Here is a 26158-nt window from a genome sequence, read left to right as displayed (position 1 = left end):
CGGGCCGGTGTAACGCGGGGCTTTGCGAAGGGCATTAGTTGTCATTGGCGGCGACCTCCTGAAGGCGGGAGACCTCGAAAGCCTCCACATCAGAGATCCGGTAGCGTACCAAACGCCTCACCTTCAAATAAGTGAGCGGATAGCGCTTTGTGCAGCGCCAGATGCTGAGTGTTGTGGTCGAAACCCCGAGGCGACCTGCCACGTCTTGCGGGGTCATAAGGTTTTCAGTTTTTAGGTTTCGCATAGATACCTCCATCAGATTTAAGCGATGGAGATATCTAAGCGTCAGTCCCGGTCGCGTTCCATCAAACCTGGAAACAGCATTTTTTCCATTTTTGACGATCTGAATGTTTCACTAAATTCTTCGCGGGTCATCACTGCTTTTTCCTTATTGGGGTCAGGATCAGTGATCTGAAGTTGTGCCAGACTTGCGAGGTCATTTAGCGGAACCCCTGAGCATTCGGCGAGGGCTTCTGTGTTCGCATGAGCTTCGCCGGAAGAAACTAGGTGCAGGAAGCTAGCAGACATGAGAATGGTCGGTTCCAGTGGATTGTCTAAAAATGCTTCAGTTGCGGCTCCGAGCGCCTGCACGATCAAGCGCTGTGAAAGTTCCGGGTCAAGTTTTTCTGCCATATGGGTTAAGGCATCGACAGAAGGCGACAAATAGTCGGCCACTTCGCTGTAGTAATGCCCTGTGCTCGGGAGATCGCCTGTCGCATAATCGGTGTCCGGCGCGGTGTAGAGACCTTCGTCGCGATAACTTTTGAAGATTACGCGACACATCAGTTGATCAAAGGGCGTGGCGCCCCACATGTCAGCTTCGGTCAGAGTTTGTGCTTCCGATCTGCGGCATGCCGACGGAAAGCGGCTGTTTCAGAGCGTATTTCTCACCCGGGAATATTCGCCGGTTTGACGTCGATCTCTGTGACTTTGGTAAGAGATTGCCCTGACGCTCGGACGAGCACAAAAATCTGCCCGGCTTTGGTACCAAGGATCAGTTCCGGCTGCATCGGCACGTCGAAGCCACGCATCACACCGCCCGGCATATCCAGCGCCACGTTGTCGGCAACACAACCGCCCACGACGATGGTGGAGCCTGCCAGAAGCGGCGGAGAAGTCAACGCGTAGAGCGGCGCTTGTGCGTCCCCCCGCCCCTGTTTCAGGTCGATCGTGCCCGCGTCACCAAAGCCTTGGCAAAGCGCACCGGCTTCGGCATCCAAGGCCACGAGCACCGCGTCGATGATGTTGTCGGTGGTGCTCATATAGATGCACTTCTCACAGGAGGCGCCTTCCGGCAGGTTGAACGGGGTTACGGGGGTCGCGCCCTCCACGGTCGGCTGTTCGAGCGGGATCGAGGTGTCGAGATAGGCCAGACTGCGACACCGCACCCATGTGCGGGTATCAGTCGGGAAATCATGACGCCAGTTCGCTTCGCCGGTCGTCGCGTTAAATGATACTAATGCAGATAAGGGGCGCTGTATCACAGGTGGAGACGCTTTTGCGCCCTATCCACGCGTCGCAATCGAAGAGATGAAGCGCAAAGCTCTTCTCATCTCTCCGAATGCGGGGCGCATCGGGGCTTTCAGAGTGTGCGCTGTCATTTGGTCAGGATCAGCTTTCCGGCACGGGTGATGCGCAGGGTGTAGAGCTGTCCGTCCAGATTGATCAGCCGCGTGTTGCCATCGGCAATCAGGCTACGGGCGTCGACGGGGGGAAGTTGACCGGCATCTGCGGTCATCGAAGTTACATGTGCGTTCATATCAGAGGCCTCTAAGGTCTTGTCGTTTTCGTCAGTCATATTGACCCGCCTGCCTTGCGCGGGAGGGCGGTGCGTTTATCGCGCTGTTAAAATCACCAAGACTGGCTGGACGTTTCTCGTCTCTGCTTGCCAAGGATGTCGCGCTGTCCACGCGACTCGCCGAAGTGCTTCGGTCCTTTCCTCTGGATATTAAACCTTAGTTTTTCTGTCAACTTTATCTGTACATGAAATTTTAAAAGATCTCGAAGAGCATCGCGTTCACAAAAAGAAATCCGATCAAGTTTAATATTGACGAAAATGTCATTTTTAATATTTGAAAGATATGGATCAAAGTGCATACCAAGGCGACGGCCCTCTCTGGTGGCCACGAAAATGTCAGGAGACGGACATGACCCCGCGAAAGACAGTCGGCAAAACAATCGGATGGCTCGCGTTGGCGTTGCTGCCCGCCTCCGCGTTTGCGGAAACGCCGGTGCCCGTCGAGGTGATCACGGCCCAATCGCATCCCATTGAGCAGGAATTGCGGTTGGTGGGATCGGTCGAGGCCTCAGACAGCTTTCCGGCGTCGTTTCGGCGCGGCGGTCAGATCGACGTGTTCAACGCCGAGACCGGCATGCATTTCAAAGCAGGCGAGGTGATCGCCCGGATCGATCCGACCAATATTGTGGCCGAACTGGACGCAGCGAAGGCCAATCTTGATGCGGCAGAGGCCGCGCTTGTTCAAGCAGATCAGGCCCGCAGCCGTGCCCAGAGCCTTTTGGATCGCGGCGTCGGCACACAGGCGCAATATGACGAGGCGCAGCAAAGCTATCTGGCCGCGAAGGCCACGCGAGATCAGGCCGCAGCGCTTTTGGAAACGGCAGAACAGGCCAGGGACGACACCGTCCTGCGCGCCGCGCGCGATGTCATCGTCACGGATCGTTTCGTCGATTTGGGAGAGGTGGTCTCCGCCGGCAAAGCCGTGGTGCAGCTCGCGCCTGAAGGGGAATTACAAGCCATTTTCTTCGCCCCCGACGCCGCCGGTCTGTCGCGGATGCGCGGGCGTGAAGTCGAGTTGGACCCGAACGGCCCGCTGCCGCCTTTCACGGCCTCGGTGACCGAGGTTCTGCCGGTTTTGACCAACACCGGCACGGTCGAAATTCGTGCCGATATTCCCTTGGATCAGACCGGAGACATTCCCATCGGCACCTCAATCTCCGGCCGCGCCGCGGTCATGACCGACACGCGGATCGTGCTGCCCTGGACTGCTCTGAGCGCCAATGCCGAGGGGCCCGCCGTCTGGCTGGTCGACCCCGAGACTTTCACCGTCTCCCTGACGCCCGTGACGATTGCGGGCTATGACGACACGCAAATCGAATTGTCTGAGGGCCTGAAAGATGGCGATCTCGTCGTCGGCGCCGGGTCGCATCTTTTGTATGACGGGCGCACAATTCAGACCATGGAGGCGACACAATGAGAGGGATCGCTTTGGGCCTTTGCCTTTGTCTGGCCACTCCCATGTTTGCCGCAGGCCCGGTTCAAACCTCCGAGGTTGTGGTCGAAGGCCTGCGTCCGGTTGTCACTGAATACGTCTCCGCGAATCCTTACGTCGAACGGCAGTTCTCCGGCGTGATCCGGGGCGAGGATGTGGCAGCTTTGGCGTTCCAGACCAGCGGGCGTTTGGCCGCGATGAATGTCGAAGCGGGGGATCGGATCAAGGCGGGGCAGGGGCTCGCGACGCTCGATCAGATCACGTTGGCGCAGGATGTTACTGTGGCCGAAGCTGCAGTGTCCTCGGCCGAGGCGCAGGCGGAATTTGCGGAGACGCAATACGATCGTGTCGCGGCGCTTTTGGCCCGCAATGTCGCAACCACGGCCCAGATCGAAGCGGCGCGCGCTGCCCGCGACGCTGCCGTGGCTCAGGCCGACAGTGCGCGCGCTGATCTGGTCCGCGCGCGCGAGGCCGCAGGCTATGGCCAGCTGATCGCACCGCGTGACGGCATCGTGCTGAACACGAATGTCGAGCCGGGCACGATGGTCAGCCCCGGCGTGAGTGTCATGGAAATCGCCGATCCGATGGGGCGCGAGGCGATCATAGATGTGGCGGAAAGCTTTGCCATGATCATCCCGGCGCATGCCCGTTTCACGGTCTATCACCGCGCCGAGGGTGTGGCGCCCGTCGAAGCGGAGCTGAGCGTGATCGAACCGGTCGCGGAGACCAGCCTCGACACGCGGCGGCTGCGTCTGATCCTGATCGACCCGCCGGAAGACTACCGCATCGGCACCCTGATCACCGCGAGCTACAACAGCGACAGAGCGCCCGTGATGACCCTGCCGCAAACGGCAATTGGCGGGACGACTGAGGCACCGGGCGTTTGGCGCGTGGTCACAGAGGGCGACACGCGGGTCGCGCATTTCACGCCCGTCGCGCTTGGCGCCGAGGTCGGGGATCGCATCGTGATCACCGAGGGCCTCGCAGAAGGCGACGAGATCATCACCCACGGGGTTCACGGACTGGAAGACGGCCAAGAGGTCGGGGAGCGTTTGCAATGAAGGGGTTCAACCTGTCCGATTGGGCGCTGGGGCATCGCTCCTTCATCTGGTTCATGATGCTTGTCGCGGTGGTGGCCGGCGCTCTGAGCTACATGCGTTTGGGGCGAGAAGAGGACCCGTCCTTCACCATCCGCACCATGATCGTCTCCGCCAGCTTGCCGGGGGCAACGGCCGAGGAGACGGTGACGCAGGTCACGGACCGGATCGAACGCAAGTTGCAGGAATTGCCGAGCCTCGATGGCACGCGTTCGGTGACCTATCCCGGCATCGCCATGGTCTATGTCGATCTGCGCGACGATGTGCCGAACCGCGAGGTGACGCCCTCCTGGACGCGCGTGCGTCAGATGATGTCCGACATTCGCGGTGAGTTTCCCTCGGAATTTCAAGGCTTTTCCTTCAATGACGATTTCGGCGATGTGTTCGGCACGATCTATGCCTTCACCTCCGACGGGTTCCGGCCCGAAGAGGTGAAGGACTATGTCGAGGACATCCGCGATGTGGTGCAAAGCCTCGATGATGCGGGCAAGGTCGAACTGTTCGGCACCCGCGATCAGGTTGTCCACCTCGAATTCTCCGCGCGTCGTCTGGCGGCCTTTGGTCTCGACGCCGGTGCGGTTCTGTCGTCCTTGTCGGCGCAAAACGCGATTGTGCCTTCGGGGATGATTTCCACGCAAGACGAGAACATCCTGCTGCGTGTCTCAGGCCAGTTCGACACGGTCGAAGCGCTGGCCCAGGCGCCTTTGCGCTCGGGCGATATTTTCTTCACGCTTTCGGATGTCGGCGAGATTTCCGAGGGCTATGACGATCCGCCGAGCGAGCTGTTCCGTTTCAATGGCGAGCCCGCCATCGGTCTCAAGATCGGCATGCTGGAAGGCGGCAATATCCTCGATTTCGGCGAGGAGCTTGACCGCACGATGATGGAGCAGGCCGCGCTTTTGCCGATGGGGATCGAGATGCATCACGTCGCCGATCAGCCGAAGGTGGTGGACGATTCTGTGGGCCATTTCGTCAAGGCATTGATCGAAGCGGTGGTGATCGTTTTGGCGGTGAGTTTCGTGTCTTTGGGCATGCGCGCGGGCTTTGTCGTCAGCCTGACGATCCCCCTCGTTCTGGCACTGACCTTTGTGTTCATGGAAATGCTGGGCATCACGTTGCAGCGGATTTCCCTGGGCGCCTTGATCATCGCGCTGGGCCTTTTGGTCGATGACGCGATGATTGCGATTGAGACGATGATTTCGCGGCTCGAATTGGGCGAGGGGCGGCGCAAAGCGGCGTCCTATGCCTGGACCTCGATTGCCTGGCCGATGCTCACCGGCACGCTGATCACCACGGCAGGGTTCATTCCCATCGGTCTGAACAGCTCGCAGGCGGGCGAATACACCCGCACGCTGTTCTACGTGATCGCAATCTCTCTGGTGCTGAGCTGGATCGTCGCGGTGCTTTTTGCCCCCGTTTTGGGTGCCACCTTCCTGCCGAAAAACTGGAAACATCATGACGGCGAGCCAGGCTGGCTGCGGCGTCGGTTCCACGTCATGTTGCGGCTGGCGATGCGCTATAAATTCCTCACCGTGCTTTTGACATTCGTCGTGTTCGGCCTCTCTGTCGTGGGGATGACCAAGGTCGAACAACAGTTCTTCCCAAGCTCGGATCGCCCCGAAGTCGTGGTCGATGTCACCCTGCGCCAGAATGCAAGCATCTACGCGACCGACAGCACCATTGCCACTTTTGAGACGTGGCTGAAGGATCAGGACGAAGTGGTCTTTTGGACGTCTTACGCCGGAACGGGCGCGCCGCGTGTCGTCTTGACGCTCGAATCTCTCACGCCGGGGCCGAACATCGGCCAGCTTTTGATCATGACGCCGGATCTGGAGGCGCGGGATCGATTGATCGCGAAAATCCGTGAGTATTCCGAGGCGCTGCCCTCGGCGGAATTCTATCCGAAAACCTTCGAGTTGGGGCCGCCGGTCGGCAAGCCGGTGCAATATCGCGTCTCCGGGCCGGATTATGCCGAGTTGCGCGATCATGCCCGCGCCTTTGCGGCGGCGATTGCGGCGGATGATAGGCTGACGGCGATTGCCCTCGATTGGAATGAACCGACGCGGGTGGTGCGGGTCGATCTCGATCAGGCGCGTTTGCGGCAATTGGGACTGACGCAGTCCGATGTGGCGGGCGTTCTGTCGTCCTTGTTCGAGGGGTCGACCGTGACCCAGATCCGCCAGAATCGCGATCTGATCAATGTCGAAATCCGCGGTGCCGAAGAGGATCGCAAAACGCTCACCGCGCTGGAGAACCTGCAATTCGCCAATACGCAAGGCGTGGCCATCCCGCTGTCCTCCATCGCGACGCTCGATTGGGTCACCGAACAGCCGCTGATCCGCCAAGAAGACCGCGCGCCAGTGATCACCGTCAAGGCGGCAATTGCCAATGACGATCTGCCTGCGACCATTGTCGATGATCTCGCGCCCGCCGTTGCGCAGTATGCCGAGACATTGCCGCGCGGCTATACGGTCGAGGTCGGCGGCACAGTGGAAAGCAGCGCCGACAGTCAAGCGCCCATCGTGGCGGTGATGCCGATCATGGTGCTGATCATTCTGACGCTGACGATGATCCAGGTGCAGAGCTTCCGCCTGATGTTCGTGGTTATGGCCGTCGCGCCTTTGGGGCTGATCGGTGTGGTGGCCTCGCTCCTGACGGCCGGGGCGCCGATGGGCTTCGTGGCGCTGCTTGGGGTTTTGGCCCTCTTCGGCATCCTGATCCGCAATTCGATCATTCTCATTCAGGCGATCGAAGATTTGCGCCGCGAGGGCAAATCGCGCTGGGCGGCCGTGTTTGAGGCCTCCGATAGCCGCGCGCGTCCGATCCTTTTGACAGCCGCCGCCGCCTCTCTGGCACTGATCCCGATCTCGCGTCAGGTGTTCTGGGGGCCGATGGCCTATGCCATGATGGGCGGCATCATCGCGGGCACGTTGATCACGCTTTTGTTCGCGCCCGCGCTCTATTGCATCGTGTTCGGTGTCAAACCTGAGGCGGAAAAATGAGCGACAGGCCCGAGCATCAGAAAGAAGATCACCGCACGCGGGTCGGTCAGGCGCGGCGTGAAAAAACGCTTGAGCGGTTGATCGAGGCCGGCATTCTGGTCTTTGCCGAACGCGGCCTGAACGGCACGGTGATTGACCATGTGGTGAGCCGCGCGGGCGTGTCGCGCGGGACGTTTTACAACTATTTCGACACGATCGAAGATGCGTTGGAAACGGCGCGGATTGCGCTGGGGCGCGAGGTGGTTTTGCTGGTCAAGGACTCCGTCGACCTGAGCCAGCCACCGGCGGAGCGCATTGCCCATGGCATTCACGTTTTCATCGAGATCGCCCGGCGCAATACGTTGTTCCTCGAATTCACCGCGCGTCTTGGGCGGCGCAGTTTCAGTTTCGCCGCTGTGCTCTGTGAAACCGGGCCGCGATTTATCTCCGACGGCATTGCGTGTGGTGCGTTTCAAGATGTGCCCGAGAGCCTGATTTTCGACATGCTCGAAGTCGGCACCATCGCGATCTTGCGGCGGATCATGGCAGGCGAAGCGGTGGATATAGAGGCTTTCGTGGCGGCAATGCTGCGCATCTTGGGGCTCGACTTCGAGAGCTCTGTGACGGTGGCAAAGCAGGCTGTGCCGCAAAGCCTGCCCGACATCCCGGAGGACAGCCTTTTGGCGCGCGGCAATGCGGCCTGGCTCAGTTCGCACTAAAGCGTTTCGCATTAAATCTGAATCACAGATTTTGTGTGAAGCGCTCACAACGTTTATATGTTGCACTGCGTTTTTCTTTTTCTCTGGCTCAGATAAAAAGAAAAACGCTTTAAACGCTTAGCCCGCGTGTTGCTGCATCCGCCCCATGGCATGCGCCAGTGCGGTGGCCGCCCGCACCCCGTCGATCAGCATCAGCCCGGTTTGCTCGGACAGCACCGCGTGATGCGCCGACATGCCCGCACAGCCGAGGATGATCGCCGAGGCGCCCGCATCGCCCATGCTCCGGATGTTCTCGGCCAAGCGGTCCAGCACCTCGGGGCGGCCCTCTTCGACGTCGAGCACCGGAATGCCGCTGGCTTTGACGCCCAGACATTGGGTGCTGAAACCTTGGGTTTGGATGTTGGCCTCAATCACGGGCAGGGAGACGTCGAGCGTGGTCACCACGCCAAAGTTTTGCCCCATCAAAAGCGCCATATGATAGGCGGCTTGGCCGATGCCGATCACCGGGCAATGCGCCGCGGCGCGCATCTCACTCAGGCCCGTGTCGTCAAAACAGGCGATGACGATGACATCGACTCCTTCGGCGCGGGCTTTCGGCAAGAGAGCCATCTGACCGGCCAGAGCCGCCGCACCGTCTTCGGGGCCTTGAATGGCGGGCGGGCCGTCATGGTTGGTCCAGCCGAGGATGTCTGCTTCGGGCAAAATCGCGCGTGCTGTCGCCACGACGCTCTCGGTCATATGGCTTGACGAGTTGGGGTTGAGAAAGAGAATTTTCACGGTTTGCCTCAGACACCTTTGCCCGCATCGGATCCGAACCGGGCGCGGCGTTTGCCCAAGATCCAGACGGTTAACAGGAATGCCCCGATGATGATCAGGGAGAACAGCGTGGTCATCGTGCCCAAAGCATAGATCACCGGCGTGGTCACATTGGTCGTCATGCCGAAAATCTCCAGCGGCAGCGTGTTGTAAGAGCCTGCGGTCAACAGGGTTCGCGCGAATTCGTCATAGGACAGCGTAAAGCCAAAGAGGCCAACCCCGATGAGCGAGGGCGCGATGATCGGCAAGACCACATAACGCACGGTTTGCCAAGGGGAGGCGCCTTGGTCACGGGCGGCTTCTTCGAAGGATTTGTCGAAGCGGTTGAAGACGGCGAACATGATCAACAGGCCGAAGGGCAGGGTCCAGGTGAGCTGCGAGCCAAAGCCCGAGGTGGCCCAGTGAATTTTCAAGCCGAATTGGTTGAAGATCAAGCCGACCCCCAGAGAGATCAGGATCGAGGGGATCACCAGCGAGGCGATGATCAGGTAGAACAGAATCCCGGAGCCCGCGAAGCGTTTGCGGAAGGCGAAACCACCCATGACTGAGACCACAACGGTCGTCACCATGACCATGAGGCCAAGCGCGAAGGAGCGGCGGAAACTGCCCCAGATGTCGCCCACGGCCTGTTCCTGGAACAGCTCACGGAACCAGTTGAGCGAGGTGCCCTGCATCGGAAACGTAAGCCCGCCGCCGGGGCCTTGGAACGAGAGAATGCCGATGGTCAGCGTGGGGCCGTAAAGGAACAGGATGAACAGCCCGAAGAAGGCGGTCAGCACGTAGAAGGATTTGGATTTCTTTTCCATGTCAGAGCTCCTTTCGGATGTCGACAAAGCGCAACAGGATGCCGATCACGATCAGGACGGTGATCAAAAGGATCACGGCGGTGGCGGCGGCAGACGGGTATTGCAGCAGGGAAATGTCGTTCGAGATTAACCGCCCGACGTTGGCCTTTTGCGACCCGGACATGAAGCGCACGGTGATGAAATCGCCCATCACGAGGGTCAGCACAAAGATGGTGCCGATCATGATGCCGGGCTTTGTGAGGGGCAAAATCACGTGGGTTAGGGTCTGAAATCCGCTGGCGCCATTGTCGCGGGCGGCTTCGATCAGGCTATGATCAATCCGCGTCATGGTGTTGAAAATCGGCACGACCATGAAGAGCGTGTAGAGATGCACGAAGGCGAGGATCACGGAGAAATCGGAATACAAGAGCCATTCAAGCGGCTGATCTATGACGCCCCAGCTTTGCAGCATGGAGTTCGCGATGCCGTTGCGTCCGAGGAAGGGAATCCAGGAAATCATCCGGATGATGTTCGAGGTCCAGAACGGGATGGTGCACAGCAGGAAAAGCGCGATCTGCGTCGTCTGGTTCTGGATATGAAAGGCCAGATAATAGGCGACCGTAAAGCCGATGGCGAGGGTCAGCGCCCATGTGATCACGGCATATTTGAAGGTCGCGAAAAAGACTTTGTAGGTCACCGGAGAGCCGAAGAGGAATTCGTAATTCTCAAGCGTAAACGCCGGGATGATCGAAAACTCGGTGGCCTGCCAGAAACTCACCACCACGATGGTGATGATCGGCAGGATCAGGAACCCGATCAGGATCAGGGTCAAAGGCGAGGCCTGAAGCCAGCCCTGGATGTGACGGTTCTTGAGCATCGTGCGCCTTCTTCTGTCTAAAGCGTTTTAAAAATATCCCTGGGGGAGGAAACGTGCAGACGGGACGCCTGCACGGTGGAGGGGGCAGCGCCCCCTCTTTGGTCATGACGCTGATCAGGACGCGATGAACTCGTTCCATTTGCGAACCATATATTGGTTCTCGTCCATGACGGCGTTCCAGCAGGCCACGGACCCCATGCGGTCGTAGAACGACCCGCCATCGCGCGTGTCGCCGGCTTGCGCCAGAATGTCGCCGGTCGGCGAGGTGATGACGTCGGTCGCGGGCTTGCCCTCAAACCAGTAGCCCCACTCGTTCTCGGTCATGAAGTTCTTCGAGGTTTCCGGCACGGCGGAGTAGTAGCCCTGACGCATCAGATAGCCGCCGACCCAACCGGAGAGATACCAGTTGATGTATTCGTAGGCCGCGTCAAGCTCCATGCCGGAGAGCGAAGACGACAGGCCGATGCCGCCGCCCCAGCTCCGATAGCCCTCTTTCAACGGCTGGTAGACGCACTCGATGCCGCGCGATTTCACCGCGGTGATCGCCGGAGACCACATGGATTGGATCACGACTTCGCCCGAGGCCATCAGGTTCACGGATTCATCGAAAGTCTTCCAGAACGCGCGGAACTGGCCGTTTTTCTTGGCTTCGGTGAAGATCGCCATGGTCTTGTCGATCTCTTCGCGGGTCATGTTGCCCTTGTCGCCATATTGGATCTCGCCCATGGCCTCGCAGACCATCGCCATATCCATGATACCGATCGAGGAAATGTCGAGGATCGAGGCTTTGCCCTTGAATTCCGGGTTCAGAAGCTCGGCCCAGGTGTTGATCGGGCGACCGATGAGGTCGGGGCGGATGCCCAGCGTGTCGGCGTTATAGATCGTCGGGATGAGGGTCATCCAGCCGGTCTCTTCATCGGCGAAGGAGGTGCCGCCCGGGCCGTCGACAAAGCCCACGGTGTGCGGCGCGGTGCCCTGTGCGATCGTGGACTCCGGCGTCAGTTTGCCGTCACGGAAAATGCCGACGATCTTGTCGTAATTGGCGATTTTCGAGGTGTCCATGGCCTGAAGGTTGCCGGTCGGCCAGACTTTCTTACAGATCCAGTATTCGATGTCGGCGATGTCAAAGCTGTCGGGCTGGGTCGCGGCGCGCTGGGTCACGCTATCGGAATCCAGAGCGGTCATCTCAAGCGTGAAGCCCAGGTCTTCTTTCACCTTGTTGGCCACATCGTTGAGGTTCGACACGCCGGTGCCGAATTGGCGCAGCGTGATGTCCTTGATTTCCTGGGCCCAGACCATCGGCGCCGGAAGGGTCGAGGCGGCAACGGCAGCGGCACCGCCTTTGAGCACGGCACGCCGCGAGTAACGCATTTTAGACATGTGAGTTCATCCCTTGTTGGAGTGGTTTTTATCAGGCTTGGAGGCGGTGCAGCCGCCCCTCGTCCCAAGCGAGGCTCACCGCATCGCCCGGGTTCTTTGGATTGGAAAAGAAGGTGCTTTCGGGCACGAGGGCCAGAACCTCTTCGCCCGCGTCCGTCATCGAAGTCATCGCCACATGGGCGCCCTGATATTCGACCGAGGTGACGGTGGCGGGCAGACCCGTGTCGCCCAGAAGCACCTCATCGGCGCGCAGCGCGACTTTGGCGCCATCCAGAGAGATCACATTGTGACCGCCCATAAAGCGCGCAACGAATTCGGTTTTCGGCGTGTTCCACACCTCGCGGGCGGGACCGGCCTGTTCGATGACGGAATTGTTCATCACCACGATCTCATCGGCGAGCGCGAGGGCTTCGTCCTGACCATGGGTCACGTGCAGGAAGGTGATGCCCAACTCGCGCTGAATGCGTTTCAACTCGGCACGCACCTTGATCCGCAAAAACGGATCGAGCGCAGAGAGCGGTTCATCGAGCAACAAGACGCGGGGCTTGGTCACCAGAGCGCGGGCCAGGGCGACACGCTGTTGTTGACCGCCTGAGAGTTGCGCCGGAAGCCGATCCGCGAAATCGGTCATATGCACCAGCTCAAGCATCTCGCCGGCGGCTTTATGGCGCTCCGCCTTGTCGACCCCCTTCATGCGCAAAGAAAACGCCACGTTGTCGCGCACGTTAAGGTGCGGGAAGAGCGCGTAGCTTTGAAACATCATCGCCGTGCCGCGCTTGGCGGGCGGCAAGCGCGAAATGTCGAACCCGTCCAAAAGGATCGAGCCGTCGGTGACGCTTTCATGCCCGGCGATCATCCGGAGCGTTGTGGATTTGCCGCAGCCCGACGGGCCCAAAAGGCACACATAGGTGCCGTTCTCAAAGACGTAATTGATTGCATCCACGGCGGTGGTGTCGCCATAGCGCTTGGTCAGTGTCACGAGTTCCAGGTCTTTACCAGAGCGCATATCTCACCTGCTGCTTGCGTTTCGATGGGATTACGCTTGTCCGGTTTTTGCCTGAGCCGAAGTTTTTTTCGCAGTTGCGGCGCGGCTGGGCATATTTTGCCTGCTGTTTGTGCGCCTCGTACATAAGAGTGCATTAATTATGCGCTAAAATTGTATACAAAATCGTAAACAATATTATTTCCCTTCCAGACTTGAGAATCGGACGCGAGGGCGGAAACTAGGACAACGGTCGAGTGCGAAGGATAAAAAGATGCAGGGTCAGGCAGATCAGAGGGAAAGCGGGAGCGCGAGGGTCGCAGAGAGCCTTGCCATAGCCATCCACGAACATCGCCTGTCGCCGGGTATGAAGCTGAGCGAGGACGAGGTCGGAGAGATTTATGGCGTAAGCCGCACCGTCGTGCGCGCCGCGCTCCAGGAACTGGCCCATGACCGTCTGGTCGAGCTGAAGCGCAATCGCGGTGCCTTCGTCGCGCAGCCCTCCGTCAAAGAGGCGCGCGAGGTTTTCGAGGCGCGGTCTCTGTTGGAGCCTCGCACCGCAAAATCCGCCGCCGAACGCGCGACGCCCGAAGACATCAAGATCCTGCAAAAACATATCGACGAAGAACATGCCGCGCTGCACGCCGGCGACACGGGCCGTGCGTTGCACCTCTCCGGCATGTTCCATGTCGAGATCGCCCGCATCGCCGACCAATCCACCGTCGCCGAATTCATCGCCCAGCTCGTCTCGCGCTCGTCGCTGATCATCGCGCTCTATTGGCAACGGCGCACCGCCCTGTGCGAGAGCCACGCCCATGATGCGTTGATCAAGGCTCTGGCCCGTCACGATGGCGCGGCGGCGGAGGAGTTGATGCATCATCACCTCTTGGACCTTCTGACTTCGCTCGATCTGCGCGATCAGCCGTCGGTGCCGAAATCTCTGAAAGAGGCGCTCAATTGATCCTGCGCAGCGCCAGCTCCGCAGAGGTTGCGACCATGCTCGACTGGGCGGCCGAAGAGGGCTGGAACCCGGGGCTTGAGGATGCCGAAGTTTTCGCGCGCGCCGATCAGGAGGGCTTTTTTGTCGCGGAAAAGAAAAGCGGTCTGGCGGCGGCGATTTCGGTTGTGAACCATTCGCCGGGCTTTGCCTTTCTGGGGCTGTACATCTGCAAGCCGAAATATCGCGGACGGGGCATTGGCCTCAAGCTTTGGAGCCACGCGCTTGAGCACGCAGGCACGCGCACTGTCGGTCTCGATGGTGTGGCAGAGCAGCAGGCGAATTATGCCAAATCCGGATTTGAGAAAACCGGCGCGACCCTTCGCTTCGAAGGCCCTGTGCCGGATGTGACCTGCGAGGGTCTGCGGGTGCTTGGTCCGCGTGAGGCCGCCGATCTCGGTCAGCTCGATCTCTTGGCCAATGGTTTCCTGCGTCCTCGGTTCCTGTCCTCATGGCTTTTCGACACAGAGACCCGCCGCACCGTGGTGTTGGACGGGCCTGACGGTCCGGTCGGTTTTGCCACCGCGCGGCTCTGTCGCGACGGCTGCAAGATCGGACCGCTGATTGCCCCCGATGCCGAGGCGGCTCTGGCGCTGATGTCCGCTGCTGCACGGGCGCTGGGCCAGACCCGGGCCATTCTGGACGTGCCGGGCGTGCAGGGTGAATTTTGCAATCGCCTCGTGTCGCTCGGTTGGCAGGCCACCTTCGAGACCGCCCGCATGTACCGCGGCACGCCGCCACAGCCGGGCCATCCCGAAACGCTCTTTGGCGTGGCGACGCTTGAGCTTGGCTGAGGGGTGTCGCTCTGTCATAAGGCGCTGGGCACCCAGCGTGAGGGAGGGGCGATGTTCGATCTGGTGATCTTTGATTGCGACGGCGTTCTGATCGACAGCGAGGTGATTTCCGCCCGCATGCTGATCGACGAATTGGCAGGCTTTGGGGTCGAGATCGACACCGCCTATGTGGCGCGGCATTTCCTTGGGCGCAGCTATCCGGTCGTGATGCAACAGATCCGCGAGGCGTTCGGCCTCACCTTGCCAGATGGCTTCGAAGACGCTTACCGTGCGCGTCTCATTGCCGCCTTTCAACAAGAGTTGCGCCCCGTCCAAGGCGTGCGTGAGGCGATCACACAGCTCTCCGTGCCCTATACCCTGGCCACAAGTTCAAGCCCGCCGCGTCTGGCGGATTCGTTGCGCATCGTCGGCTTTAGCGATCTCTTCGAGGGCCGGTGCACCACGGCCTCTGAGGTCTCGCACGGCAAACCCGCCCCCGATCTTTTCCTTTTGGTCGCGGAGAAAAACCGTGTATCCCCAAGCCGTTGCCTCGTCATTGAGGACTCGCTTGCGGGGGTTCAGGCGGGATTGGCGGCGGGCATGACCGTTTGGCGGTTCACCGGCGGAAGTCACCTTCGTGGCCTCGATCTGACGCATGAAGATGGCGTTGAGCCGCATCGCGTATTTGCATCATTCGCGGATTTCTTTCATGCTGCACCGCAACTTTGCGGGGGAGCGTCAGGGTCATGACCAAAGGAAATGTGCAAGGCTTTGCCGAGGACAGCGATGTCTCTCCGCGCGATTTGGCGGCGCGGGCGGCGTGGTTGTCCTTTGTCGGCGGCATGACGCAGGATCAGATCGCGCAGGAGTTGGGCATTTCCCGCCAGCGCGCGCAGCGGCTCGTCGCACGCGCCTCTGCCGAAGGGTTGATCCGGGTGCGGATCGATCATCCGATTGCGCGCTGTCTTGAGCTGGAACGTGATCTCAAAGCCCGGTTCGGGTTGGAGGCAGCCTGGGTCTCGCCGGGGATCGGGGCGGGGGCCGATCCGCTGATCGGGCTGGCGCCTTTTGTCGCGCCGGTGTTGGAACGGTTCTTCGAGGAGACGCAGCCCAAGACCTTTGCGCTGGGCACCGGGCGGACGCTCAAGACCGTGGTCGAACATCTGCGCATCGTCGATGGCGCGCACCACAAGCTGGTGTCGCTCATTGGCAATGTCGCGCCAGATGGGTCCGCGTCGTTTTACGAAGTTATAATGCGGTTTGCGGAAAAGACCCGCGCCAAGCATTACCCAATGTCCGCCCCGGTCTCGGCGCGTGACGATGCGGAATTGGTGCTCTATCGGTCTCTGCCGCATGTGAAAGCCTCGCGCGCCTTGGCGAAATCTGCCGATCTCGCCATCGTGGGCATCGGACAGATGGGCGATGACGCGCCGCTCTATGTCGATGGCTTCCTGACCGCCGAGGAGCTCACCGATTTGCGGGCCGCAGGGGGTGTTGGCGAGATTTGCGGCCATATTTTCGACGGCGCTGGTCGCTACCTCGATCACCCGGTGAATCACCGCATGGTCGGGGTGCAAGTGCCGGTGCAGAAGATGCCGGTGTATTGCGTTGCTGCGGGCGATTCAAAGCTTCCTGCGTTGCGGGCGGCGCTGGGTGGGGGCCTTCTGTCCGGTGTTTTTACCGATGAGCGCACCGCCAGGGATTTGATTTTACAATAGAATTTCCCGCGAGAGATGAAGTCATGGGCGTTTTGGGAAAGCGTCTTGACAGAATTGCACGCATAGGTGAGCATTAGTTCATGATATGGGCAAATGCTCAAATCTAATGGGAGGATATCATGAACACGACTTTCCGCGCCCTCATGGGGGCGTGCGCTCTTGCTGCTTTGGCGACAGGGGCCACTTCCGAGACCATCACCGTCGCAACCGTGAACAACGGCGACATGATCCGCATGCAGGGTCTGATGGATGATTTTTACGCCAAACATCCCGACATCGAGGTGGAGTGGGTCACGTTGGAGGAAAACGTGCTGCGCCAACGGGTGACGCAGGACGTGGCCACCAAGGGCGGTCAATTCGACGTCATGACCATCGGGACCTACGAGGTGCCGATCTGGGGCGAGCGTGGTTGGCTTGTGTCGCTCAACGATCTGCCGGAGAGCTATGACGTTGACGATCTCTTGCCCGCGATCCGCGAGGGACTGACCGTCGATGGCGAGCTTTACGCGGCCCCGTTCTATGGCGAAAGCTCGATGGTGATGTATCGCACCGACCTGATGGAAAAGGCCGGGCTTGAGATGCCCGACGCGCCCACCTGGACCTTCATCAAAGAAGCCGCCGCCGCGATGACCGACAAGGACAACGAGGTCTACGGCATCTGCCTGCGCGGCAAGGCGGGCTGGGGCGAGAACATGGCGTTCCTCTCGGCGATGGCCAATTCCTACGGTGCGAAATGGTTCGACATGGATTGGAAGCCGCAGTTCGACTCTGAGGCCTGGGCCAATACGCTGAACGACTATCTTGAGCTGATGAACAATTACGGTCCGCCGGGCGCGTCGGGCAACGGGTTCAATGAGAACCTCGCGCTGTTCCAGACCGGCAAATGCGGCATGTGGATCGACGCCACCGTCGCGGCCTCTTTCGTGACCAACCCGAACGACAGCCAAGTGGCCGACAGCGTCGGGTTTGCGCAGGCGCCGGACAACGGGCTTGGCCCGCGTGGCAACTGGCTTTGGGCATGGAACCTCGGCATTCCGGCGGGCACGCAGAAAGTCGACGCGGCAAAAGCCTTTGTCGAATGGGCGACGTCGAAAGACTACACCGCGCTCGTCGCCTCGAAAGAAGGTTGGGCGAATGTGCCGCCGGGTACGCGTCAGTCGCTCTACGAGAACCCGGAGTATCAGTCCGTGCCTTTCGCGAAGATGACGCTCGAGTCCATCCTGTCTGCGGACCCCAAGAACCCGACCGTGGATGAGGTGCCTTACGTGGGCGTGCAATTCGTTGCGATCCCGGAATTTCAGGGCATTGGCACCGCCGTCGGCCAGCAATTCTCTGCGGCTCTGGCCGGTCAGATGAGCGCCGAACAGGCCTTGGACAACGCCCAGAAACTCACCGAGCGTGAGATGATGAAGGCCGGATACATCAAGTAAGCCGTCCTCCTCGCGGGCCGGTTCCCAGTTCCGGCCCGCATTTTTCCCTCTGATCGCCGAGGCACATCACATGGCCACGAAACATTCTCGCATGAGCGCGCGGCTCATGATCTCGCCCGCTGTTCTTTTGCTTTTGGGTTGGATGCTGATCCCGCTGTCGATGACGCTCTATTTCTCCTTCCTGCGCTACAACCTGTTGATGCCGGGGATGGAGGAATTCACCGGGCTGACCAACTACCGTTATTTCCTGACTGACCCGGCGTTCTTCGCGGCGCTTTGGAACACGATCGCGCTGGTTGTCGGTGTCCTGGTGGTCACCGTGATCGGCGGCATCCTTTTGGCGCTTTTGCTCGATCAGCCGTTTTTCGGTCAGGGCATCGTGCGCATTCTGGTCATCGCACCGTTTTTTGTCATGCCGACCGTGTCGGCGCTGGTGTGGAAGAACATGTTCATGAATCCTGTGAACGGTCTCTTTGCCCATGCCGCCAAGGCGCTGGGATTGCAGCCCTTTGATTTTCTATCTGCGGCCCCTCTTGGTTCGATCATCGGCATCGTCAGTTGGCAATGGCTCCCCTTTGCGACGCTGATCCTTTTGACCGCTTTGCAGTCGCTCGACCAGGAACAGTTGGAGGCCGCAGAGATGGACGGCGCGCCGTGGATCAAGCGGTTCTTCTACATCATGCTGCCGCATCTGGCCCGCGCGATCACCGTGGTGATCCTGATCCAGACGATTTTCCTCTTGTCGGTTTTCGCCGAGATCCTCGTGACCACCAATGGCGGTCCGGGCACGGCGTCCACGAACCTCACCTACCTCATCTACATGCAGTCCTTGCTGCAATTCGATGTGGGCGGTGGCTCCGCCGGTGGCGTCGTCGCCATCATCCTCGCCAATATCGTTGCGATCTTCCTGATGCGGATGATCGGCAAGAACCTCGACGCGTAAGGAGGCGAACTCATGGCACGTTCCGTTTCGACCCGGCGCAAACTCATCACCACGCTCGCAGCATGGGCCATCGGCATCGCGATCTTTTTCCCGATCCTCTGGACCATACTGACCTCATTCAAGACCGAGGCCGCCGCCATCGCCGACCCGCCCGTCTGGTTCAATTTCCATTGGACGCTGGACAATTACGTCACGGTACAGGAGCGCTCGAATTATTTCCGGCACTTCATGAACTCGGTGATCATCTCCGGCGGCTCGACGCTTTTGGGCCTGATCATCGCGGTGCCCGCCGCATGGTCGATGGCTTTCGTCCCCGCCAAGCGCACCAAAGACGTTTTGATGTGGATGCTCTCGACCAAGATGCTGCCGCCTGTCGGTGTGTTGGTCCCGATCTACCTGTTGTTCCGCGATCTCGGATTGCTCGACACCCGCATCGGTCTGGTCATCGTTTTGACGCTCATCAACCTGCCGATCATCGTCTGGATGCTCTACACCTATTTCAAGGAAATCCCTGGCGAAATTTTGGAGGCCGCGCGGATGGATGGCGCCAGTTTGCGCTCTGAAATCATCCATGTGCTGACGCCGATGGCGATCCCCGGCATGGCCTCGACGGTGCTGTTGAACATCATCCTTGCGTGGAATGAGGCGTTTTGGACCCTCAACCTGACCGCTGCGAAAGCGGCGCCCCTGACGGCCTTTATTGCCAGCTACTCAAGCCCCGAGGGCCTGTTTTACGCGAAGCTCTCCGCCGCCTCCACCATGGCCATCGCGCCGATCCTGATCATGGGCTGGTTCAGCCAGAAACAACTCGTCCGGGGCCTGACCTTCGGCGCTGTGAAGTAATAAGAAAAGGACCTTCGACATGGGACGCATCACACTTGATAAAGTGCGCAAGGCCTTCGGCGACATCGAAGTCATTCCGCCTCTGGATCTGACCATCGAGGATGGCGAATTCGTGGTCTTCGTCGGCCCGTCGGGCTGCGGGAAATCCACATTGTTGCGGTTAATCGCGGGGCTCGAAGATGTCTCTGGCGGCCAGATCCGCATCGACCGCGAAGACGCCACCAACCTGCCGCCCGCGAAACGCGGTCTGGCGATGGTGTTCCAGTCTTACGCGCTCTATCCCCATATGTCCGTGCGCAAGAACATCGCTTTTCCGATGAAAATGGCGGGCCTGCCGCAGGACGAACAGGAGCGCCGGATCGAGGGAGCCGCCAAGGCGCTGAACCTCACCGATTACCTCGACCGCAAGCCGGGGCAACTTTCGGGGGGCCAGCGTCAGCGCGTCGCCATCGGACGCGCCATTGTGCGTGAACCGGCGGCGTTTCTGTTCGATGAGCCGCTCTCGAACCTCGACGCCGCGCTGCGTGTGGGCATGAGGCTGGAAATCTCCGAGCTGCACAAACGCCTCGCCACGACGATGATCTACGTCACCCACGATCAGGTCGAAGCCATGACCATGGCCGATAAGATCGTCGTCCTGCGTGCGGGCAATATCGAACAGGTCGGCTCCCCGCTCGAACTCTATAATCGCCCCCGCAATGTCTTTGTCGCGGGCTTTATCGGTTCGCCGAAAATGAACCTGATCACCGGGGCAGAGGCGGCCAAACATGGTGCCACCACCATCGGTATCCGCCCCGAACACCTCGCAATCTCGACCGAGGGCGGCGCGTGGAAGGGGGAGATCGGCGTGTCGGAACATTTGGGCTCCGACACGTTCTTTCACGTCACGGTCGATGGATGGGACGAACCTCTGACCGTGCGCGCCTCCGGCGAAGTGTCTCTGTCCTATGGCGACACCGTTTGGTTGACGCCGAATGAGGCCAATCTGCATCGTTTCGACGCCGAGGGGCTGCGGATCGCATGACACGGCTTGCCGGGAAACTGTCGGGTAAAACTGCGTTGATCACGGGGGCGGCGCGTGGCATAGGCCTAGCCTTCGCCAAGGCCTATGTCGCGGAAGGGGCGCGTGTGGCCATCGCCGACATCGACATCGCGCGTGCGCGTTTGGCTGCGACCGAAATCGGCGCGGCGGCCATCGCGGTCGAGCTTGATGTGACGGATCAAGCCAGCATTGATCGCGCTGTTGATGAAACGGCGGAGCGTCTCGGCGGCATCGACATCCTGATCAACAACGCCGCGATCTTTACCGCAGCACCCCTCGTCGAGATCACCCGCGACGACTTTGAGCGCGCTTTCGCGATCAACGTCTCCGGCACGCTTTTCATGATGCAGGCCGTCGCGCAACACATGATCGCGCGCGGGCAGGGGGGCAAGATCATCAACATGGCCTCGCAAGCCGGTCGGCGCGGCGAGCCTCTCGTGGCGGTCTATTGCGCGACGAAAGCGGCGGTCATCAGCCTGACTCAATCGGCGGGGCTGAACCTCATCTCGCAGGGCATCAACGTCAACGCCATCGCGCCCGGCGTGGTGGAGGGCGAGCACTGGGAAGGGGTCGATGCGTTCTTCGCCAAATATGAAAACAAGCCTTTGGGCCAAAAGAAAAAAGAAGTCGGCGAGGCCGTGCCTTTCGGGCGCATGGGCCGGGCGGAGGATCTGACCGGCATGGCCGTTTTCCTCGCCACGCCCGAGGCCGATTACATCGTGGCGCAGACGTATAACGTCGATGGCGGCCAGTGGATGAGCTGAGCGGATGAGCAGAGGGAAGAGACATGATTAAACTATCCAACAAGACCCTCGCGGATTTGCCTGACGCGATCAAACGCCCGAAGTATGACCGGAGCGCGCTCACACCGGGCATCGTTCATATCGGTCTCGGCAATTTCCACCGCGCGCATCAATCCTGGTATCTGCACCGGCTGATGCAGATGGGATTGGCGCAGGATTGGGCCATCGTCGGCGCCGGGGTGCGGCCCTATGATGAGCAGATGCGCCAGAAATTCGCGGCACAGGACTATCTGACCACACTGATCGAGCTGGACCCTGCGGGGTCTTCGGCGGAGGTCGTCGGTGCGATGATCGACTATGTCCCGGTCGAAGACGGCAACGGCGCGCTGATCGAACGCATGGCGCAGCCCGACATTCGCATCGTCGCGCTCACCGTCACAGAGGGCGGCTATTACATCGATCCGGCGACCAAGGGCTTTGACGCCACGCATCCGGATATTGTCCATGACGCCGAAAACCCCTGGCGCCCGCGCACGGCCTTTGGCGCCATGGTCGCCGCGTTGAAGCTGCGCCGGGATCGCGGGGTCGGGCCGTTCACGGGACAGTCTTGCGACAACTTGCAAGGCAATGGCGCGGTGCTGCGCCAAACGGTGGTGTCGCTCGCTAAGCTTTCCGATCCCGATCTGGCGGAGTGGATCGATGCCGAGTGCAGCTTCCCCAACGCCATGGTCGATTGCATCGTGCCCGCGACAGGCCCGCAGGAGTTGGAGTTGGTGCAAGACTTCGGCATCAAGGATGCCGTGCCCGTCACGCATGAGAATTTTCGGCAATGGGTGATTGAGGATGAGTTTTGCGCGGGCCGTCCCGATTGGGACAAGGCGGGGGCAACATTTTCAGACGATGTGCACTCTTACGAGACGATGAAAATTCGCATTCTCAACGGTGGGCATCAGGTGATTGCGGCTGTCGGAGAGTTGCTTTCCGTTGCGACGATTTCCGGCTGTATGACGCATCCTTTGATCGTTGCTTTGTTCGAGAAAGTCGAGCGCGAAGAGATCATGCCCCATGTCGCGCCGGTGCCCGAGTTTACGCCAGAGACCTATGTCGCGCTGATCAAAACGCGGTTCTCCAATCCGAAAATCGTCGACACGACGCGCCGCGTGGCCTTTGACGGCTCGTCGCGGCAACCGGGCTTTCTTGTGCCGTCGATCCACGCCTGTCTTGCACGGGGGATTGCGCCGGAAGGACTTGCGCTCAGCTCTGCGCTTTGGGCGCGCTATTGTTTGGGGTCACGCGAAGATGGGACCGAGATTGCGCCGAATGATCCGTTTTGGTCCAATCTGACGGCGCTGGCGGCCAAGGCCAAAAGTGACCCGAAGGTCTGGCTTTCCATGCGTCACATCTATGGCGATCTGGCGGAAGAGCCGCAGTTTGCGGAGGCTTTCGCGCGCTGGCTTTCGATGATCTATCGCGAGGGTGTGGAGGCCACGCTCAGCTCTTATTTGACCTGAGCGCGCAGAAGCCGCACCAGATTGGCGGCCACGAACAAAAGTGCCGCGACGCAGACAATGGTCGGGCCGGTCGGCGTGTCAAAGGTAAAGGCGCTCTGAATACCGCCCAAGACGGAGAGCACGCCGATCACCATGGCGATGGCGGCCATGCGTTCGGGCGTGCGCGAAAAGGTGCGCGCACTGGCGGCCGGGATCAACAGCATCGCGGCAATCAACAGCGTGCCGACCACTTTGATGGCGACGGCGACGACCAGAGCGAGCGCGAGCGACAGGATCATCTGTTCGCGCTTGGGCGAGATGCCGGACGCATAGGCCAGATCGGGGTTGAGCGTCGCGGTCAAAAGCGCCGACCAGCGCCAATACAACAGCCCGACCACCAAAGCCGCACCAAGCCAGATCACCACAAGATCGCTGCGCCCGACGGCGAGGATGTCGCCGAAGAGATAGGCCATGAGATCAACCCGCACGCCCGGCACAAAAGACACGGCGACGAGGCCGAAGGCCAGTGAACTATGCGCCATGACGCCGAGGATCGTGTCCATGGCAAAGCCCCGGCCCGAGAGCGCAGAGACGGTCACGGCCATGATCAGCGCGACGCTCAACACGCCCACGAAAATCGAGATGTTGAAAGCCAGTGCCAGAGCCACGCCCAAAAGCGCGGCATGCGCCGTGGCATCGCCGAAATAGGCCATGCGCCGCCAGACGACGAAACAGCCCAGCGGGGCGGCGGCCAAAACGAGGCCCAGCCCGGCCAAGACCGCGCGGACGATGAAATCATCCAAAAGGCTCATGCGCTTTCCTTATGTGCTGTGTCATGGGAATGATCGTGATCGCAAGCATCGTGGTCATGGTCGTGGCGATAAAGCGCCAGCGCGCCATGGGTGCCGGTGCCAAAGAGCGCGCGGTATTCTGGCGCGGAGGCGACATGTTCCGGCGCGCCGTGACAACAGACGTGACCATTGAGACAGATCACCCGATCCGAGGCCGCCATCACGACATGGAGCTCATGCGAGACCATGAGTACGGCGCAGCCTTTTTCACGGCGCAGTCGCTCGATCTGACTATAAAAATCGGCGGAGCCGGGTTGGTCGAGGCCTTGGGTCGCCTCATCGAGGATCAAAAGATCGGGATCAGTCAAAAGCGCACGGGCCAGAAGCACGCGTTGAAATTGCCCGCCCGAGAGCGAGGTCATCTGATGGTGGCAAAGGTGCCCCGCGCCCGCATCATGAAGCGCGGCATGGGCGGCCTCATCGCTCACGCGTTTCGGCAGCGACAGGAACCTGCGCACGGTCAGCGGCAGGGTCGGATCGATATGCAGCTTTTGTGGCACATAGCCGATCTTGAGACCTTTTTTGCGGGTGATCTTGCCGATCTTGGGCGAAAGCGCCCCGATGATGACACGCAAAAGCGTCGATTTGCCGGAGCCGTTCGGTCCGACGATGGTGACGATCTCCCCCGGCTCGATGTTGAGCGAGACCTGATCCAGCACCTGACGCCCGCCGAGATGCAGGCTGATCGTGTCGACGGAAACGAGGCTCATTTCGGGTCTTTCGCCTGATCGTTCGCGAGGCAATTGGGGCAGGTGCCCTCTGCCTCCAGCACCGCGCGGCTGATGCGGAATCCTGTGGTGTCGGCGATCTGGTTCAACAGGCTGTGCGAGGGGTCGGTTTCCGCCTCGGCCACGGCCTCGCATGTGGTGCAGATCAGGAAGGCCGGCGTGTGGATGTCGCCCGGATGCGCGCAGGCGATAAAGGCGTTCAGCCGCTCGATCTTATGGGCAAAGCCGTTTTTCGTCAGAAAATCGAGCGCGCGGTAGGCCACGGGCGGTTGGCTGCCAAACCCGTCTTCCGCTAAGCGCGCCAGCACGTCATAGGCGCCCAAGGCGCGGTGTTCTTCGAGCAAAATCTCCAAGGCGCGTTTGCGCACCGGCGTCAATTGCAACCCGGCCTTCTGACAGGTCCGATCCGCCTCGGCGACGGCATCGGCGACGCAATGGCTGTGATCGTGCTTTTGAAATCCGATCGGGTTCGGGTCCATGGGACTGTGCTCCGTAAGGGCGCGAGGCGCGGGGTGGGTCTTTTGCAAGACTCGTGACAGGAGGACTTGATATGTTATCACCTGTGATATATCAAGTCTGTCACGTAATAACATAACACATCAATCCAGAGGCCAGAATGTCCCTACGTTCCTCCCTTTTCGTTGTTCCTGTTCTCGCGGGCGCACATTTTGCACAAGTCACCGCCGCTGAGGCCGAGGTCCCCAATGTCGTGGCCGACATGGCGCCGATTCACTCTCTGGTCGCGCAGGTTATGGGCGACCTCGGTGAGCCCTCCATGTTGATGGCACAGGGCGCTTCGCCGCATGGCTATGCGATGCGCCCGTCTGAGGCGAAGGCCGTGCAGGACGCGGATGTCGTATTCTGGACCGGGCCGAAAATCGAGCCTTGGCTCGAAGAGGTGATCGAAGAGGTTGGGCAACAGACGCTTTCCGTGCCGCTCGCAACGGTCGAGGGGGCGACCGTGTTGGAGGTGCGCGAAGGGGCAACCTTTGAGCGTCATGTGCATGACGAGGATGAGCATGATGAAGATGCGCACGACCATGGCGACGAAGATCATGACGACCACGCACATGAGGCCGAGGATCACGACGATCATGACCATGACGCGCATGACGAGGACGCGCACGACGATCACGATGATCACGACCACGACGATCATGCAGAGGAAGCTCACGACGATCACGACGACCATGATCACGCCCACGAGGGTATTGACGGCCACGCCTGGCTCGACCCGATGAACGCCCGCGTCTGGCTCGGAGTCATCTCCGAAGAGCTTGCCGCGCTCGACGCGGAAAACGCCGAGACCTACCGCACAAATGCCGCCGCCGCCCAAGAGGCGCTGGACGTGAAAATCGCGGAGATTCAGGCCGAGATGGCGCCGCTCGCCGATATGAACTTCATCGTCTTCCACGACGCTTACAATTATTTCGAAAACCGTTTCGGCCTGTCTGCGGCTGGTTCGATCTCGATCAGCGACGCCACGGCGCCGAGCCCCGCGCGCATTCGTGAAATTCAGGACAAGGTGAAAGAGATCGGCATCACCTGCGTGTTCTCCGAGCCGCAATTCAACGCTGGTCTTGTGAACACCGTGCTGGACGGCACCGAGGCCAAAAGCGCCGTCATCGACCCGCTGGGTGTCGATCTGACACCGGGGGCCGCGTTTTATGGCGAATTCATGGACGAATTGGCGGGCGCCTTCACGGCCTGCGCCGAAGACTGATGTGATCTGA

General features: G+C 60.2%; 26 protein-coding genes. 15 read left to right on the top strand and 11 right to left on the bottom strand.

What is annotated here, in order from left to right; genetic code table 11:
- Positions 1–285 precede the first annotated feature (285 nt).
- The 3 genes from HCZ23_RS16200 to hemP form a co-directional block, all read right to left on the bottom strand.
- Positions 286–813, bottom strand: coding sequence for a hypothetical protein (locus tag HCZ23_RS16200; protein ID WP_167602780.1), 528 nt, complete (start codon positions 811–813; stop codon positions 286–288).
- 74 nt (positions 814–887) lie between these two features.
- Complete coding sequence (locus HCZ23_RS16195) at positions 888–1388, bottom strand: hypothetical protein (protein WP_167602779.1); 501 nt, start codon at positions 1386–1388, stop codon at positions 888–890.
- 209 nt (positions 1389–1597) lie between these two features.
- A complete protein-coding gene (hemP, locus tag HCZ23_RS16190) occupies positions 1598–1738 on the bottom strand; it encodes a hemin uptake protein HemP (RefSeq protein WP_254870351.1) in 141 nt (46 codons plus the stop codon).
- Positions 1739–2147: 409 nt separating this feature from the next.
- Between hemP and HCZ23_RS16185 the strand changes: the two genes are divergently transcribed.
- Genes HCZ23_RS16185 through HCZ23_RS16170 form a run of 4 tightly spaced genes read left to right on the top strand, consistent with a single transcriptional unit; the run spans position 2148 to position 8027 of the window.
- Complete coding sequence (locus HCZ23_RS16185) at positions 2148–3215, top strand: efflux RND transporter periplasmic adaptor subunit (protein ID WP_167602778.1); 1068 nt, start codon at positions 2148–2150, stop codon at positions 3213–3215.
- On the top strand, positions 3212–4291 hold the full coding sequence (locus HCZ23_RS16180) for an efflux RND transporter periplasmic adaptor subunit (RefSeq protein ID WP_167602777.1): 1080 nt from the start codon (positions 3212–3214) through the stop codon (positions 4289–4291). Before HCZ23_RS16185 ends, HCZ23_RS16180 begins: the two co-directional genes overlap by 4 nt.
- The gene (locus HCZ23_RS16175; protein WP_167602776.1) at positions 4288–7329 is read left to right on the top strand and encodes an efflux RND transporter permease subunit; all 3042 of its coding nucleotides are present in this window, start codon (positions 4288–4290) and stop codon (positions 7327–7329) included. The genes HCZ23_RS16180 and HCZ23_RS16175 overlap by 4 nt, the downstream gene beginning before the upstream one ends.
- Positions 7326–8027 carry a TetR/AcrR family transcriptional regulator gene (locus HCZ23_RS16170; RefSeq protein WP_167602775.1) on the top strand — a complete coding sequence of 234 codons (702 nt, stop codon included), beginning with the start codon at positions 7326–7328 and terminating at the stop codon, positions 8025–8027. Before HCZ23_RS16175 ends, HCZ23_RS16170 begins: the two co-directional genes overlap by 4 nt.
- Before the next feature lie 117 nt (positions 8028–8144).
- On the opposite strand, the gene HCZ23_RS16165 is transcribed toward HCZ23_RS16170, so the two are convergent.
- From HCZ23_RS16165 to HCZ23_RS16145, 5 genes are all read right to left on the bottom strand, one after another.
- Positions 8145–8804: an aspartate/glutamate racemase family protein gene (locus HCZ23_RS16165; protein WP_167602774.1), complete on the bottom strand. Its 660-nt coding sequence runs from the start codon at positions 8802–8804 to the stop codon at positions 8145–8147.
- Between the two features lie 8 nt (positions 8805–8812).
- Positions 8813–9649, bottom strand: coding sequence for an ABC transporter permease (locus HCZ23_RS16160; RefSeq protein WP_167602773.1), 837 nt, complete (start codon positions 9647–9649; stop codon positions 8813–8815).
- 1 nt (position 9650) lies between these two features.
- A complete protein-coding gene (locus HCZ23_RS16155; RefSeq protein WP_167602772.1) occupies positions 9651–10505 on the bottom strand; it encodes an ABC transporter permease in 855 nt (284 codons plus the stop codon).
- 114 nt (positions 10506–10619) lie between these two features.
- On the bottom strand, positions 10620–11885 hold the full coding sequence (locus HCZ23_RS16150) for a PotD/PotF family extracellular solute-binding protein (protein ID WP_167602771.1): 1266 nt from the start codon (positions 11883–11885) through the stop codon (positions 10620–10622).
- Positions 11886–11916: 31 nt separating this feature from the next.
- Positions 11917–12891, bottom strand: a complete 975-nt coding sequence (locus tag HCZ23_RS16145) for an ABC transporter ATP-binding protein (RefSeq protein ID WP_167602770.1) — start codon at positions 12889–12891, stop codon at positions 11917–11919.
- A 250-nt stretch (positions 12892–13141) separates the two neighbouring features.
- On the opposite strand from HCZ23_RS16145, the gene HCZ23_RS16140 reads away from it, so the two are divergent.
- The 10 genes from HCZ23_RS16140 (at position 13142) to HCZ23_RS16095 (ending at position 22867) form a co-directional block, all read left to right on the top strand.
- Positions 13142–13828 carry a GntR family transcriptional regulator gene (locus HCZ23_RS16140; protein ID WP_167602769.1) on the top strand — a complete coding sequence of 229 codons (687 nt, stop codon included), beginning with the start codon at positions 13142–13144 and terminating at the stop codon, positions 13826–13828.
- Positions 13825–14658: a GNAT family N-acetyltransferase gene (locus tag HCZ23_RS16135; protein ID WP_254870341.1), complete on the top strand. Its 834-nt coding sequence runs from the start codon at positions 13825–13827 to the stop codon at positions 14656–14658. Before HCZ23_RS16140 ends, HCZ23_RS16135 begins: the two co-directional genes overlap by 4 nt.
- A gap of 51 nt (positions 14659–14709) precedes the next feature.
- Entirely contained in the window at positions 14710–15387 is a 678-nt protein-coding gene (locus tag HCZ23_RS16130; protein ID WP_167602768.1) for an HAD family phosphatase, read from the top strand.
- Entirely contained in the window at positions 15384–16355 is a 972-nt protein-coding gene (locus tag HCZ23_RS16125; protein WP_167602767.1) for a sugar-binding transcriptional regulator, read from the top strand. Before HCZ23_RS16130 ends, HCZ23_RS16125 begins: the two co-directional genes overlap by 4 nt.
- 119 nt (positions 16356–16474) lie before the next feature.
- Positions 16475–17785: a sugar ABC transporter substrate-binding protein gene (locus tag HCZ23_RS16120; RefSeq protein ID WP_167602766.1), complete on the top strand. Its 1311-nt coding sequence runs from the start codon at positions 16475–16477 to the stop codon at positions 17783–17785.
- A gap of 70 nt (positions 17786–17855) precedes the next feature.
- On the top strand, positions 17856–18728 hold the full coding sequence (locus HCZ23_RS16115; RefSeq protein WP_167602765.1) for a carbohydrate ABC transporter permease: 873 nt from the start codon (positions 17856–17858) through the stop codon (positions 18726–18728).
- A gap of 12 nt (positions 18729–18740) precedes the next feature.
- Positions 18741–19571 (top strand): carbohydrate ABC transporter permease, encoded by an 831-nt coding sequence (locus HCZ23_RS16110; RefSeq protein WP_167602764.1) that lies wholly within the window; start codon positions 18741–18743, stop codon positions 19569–19571.
- A gap of 19 nt (positions 19572–19590) precedes the next feature.
- Positions 19591–20595 (top strand): ABC transporter ATP-binding protein, encoded by a 1005-nt coding sequence (locus tag HCZ23_RS16105; RefSeq protein WP_167602763.1) that lies wholly within the window; start codon positions 19591–19593, stop codon positions 20593–20595.
- On the top strand, positions 20592–21377 hold the full coding sequence (locus HCZ23_RS16100; protein ID WP_167602762.1) for an L-iditol 2-dehydrogenase: 786 nt from the start codon (positions 20592–20594) through the stop codon (positions 21375–21377). The genes HCZ23_RS16105 and HCZ23_RS16100 overlap by 4 nt, the downstream gene beginning before the upstream one ends.
- Positions 21378–21400: 23 nt before the next feature.
- A complete protein-coding gene (locus HCZ23_RS16095) occupies positions 21401–22867 on the top strand; it encodes a mannitol dehydrogenase family protein (RefSeq protein WP_167602761.1) in 1467 nt (488 codons plus the stop codon).
- Here HCZ23_RS16095 and HCZ23_RS16090 read toward each other — a convergent pair.
- Genes HCZ23_RS16090 through HCZ23_RS16080 form a run of 3 tightly spaced genes read right to left on the bottom strand, consistent with a single transcriptional unit; the run spans position 22855 to position 24904 of the window.
- Positions 22855–23658: a metal ABC transporter permease gene (locus HCZ23_RS16090; protein WP_167602760.1), complete on the bottom strand. Its 804-nt coding sequence runs from the start codon at positions 23656–23658 to the stop codon at positions 22855–22857. The genes HCZ23_RS16095 and HCZ23_RS16090 overlap by 13 nt on opposite strands.
- Positions 23655–24407, bottom strand: a complete 753-nt coding sequence (locus tag HCZ23_RS16085) for a metal ABC transporter ATP-binding protein (protein ID WP_167602759.1) — start codon at positions 24405–24407, stop codon at positions 23655–23657. The genes HCZ23_RS16090 and HCZ23_RS16085 overlap by 4 nt, the downstream gene beginning before the upstream one ends.
- On the bottom strand, positions 24404–24904 hold the full coding sequence (locus tag HCZ23_RS16080; protein WP_167602758.1) for a Fur family transcriptional regulator: 501 nt from the start codon (positions 24902–24904) through the stop codon (positions 24404–24406). The genes HCZ23_RS16085 and HCZ23_RS16080 overlap by 4 nt, the downstream gene beginning before the upstream one ends.
- Positions 24905–25041: 137 nt before the next feature.
- Between HCZ23_RS16080 and HCZ23_RS16075 the strand changes: the two genes are divergently transcribed.
- The gene (locus tag HCZ23_RS16075) at positions 25042–26148 is read left to right on the top strand and encodes a zinc ABC transporter substrate-binding protein (RefSeq protein WP_167602757.1); all 1107 of its coding nucleotides are present in this window, start codon (positions 25042–25044) and stop codon (positions 26146–26148) included.
- Positions 26149–26158: the final 10 nt, after the last annotated feature.

This window comes from Celeribacter sp. HF31 (assembly GCF_011806455.1).
GTDB lineage: Bacteria > Pseudomonadota > Alphaproteobacteria > Rhodobacterales > Rhodobacteraceae > Celeribacter.
Note: the sequence above shows the minus strand (reverse complement) of the source record. Positions and strands in the feature narration are given on the sequence as shown.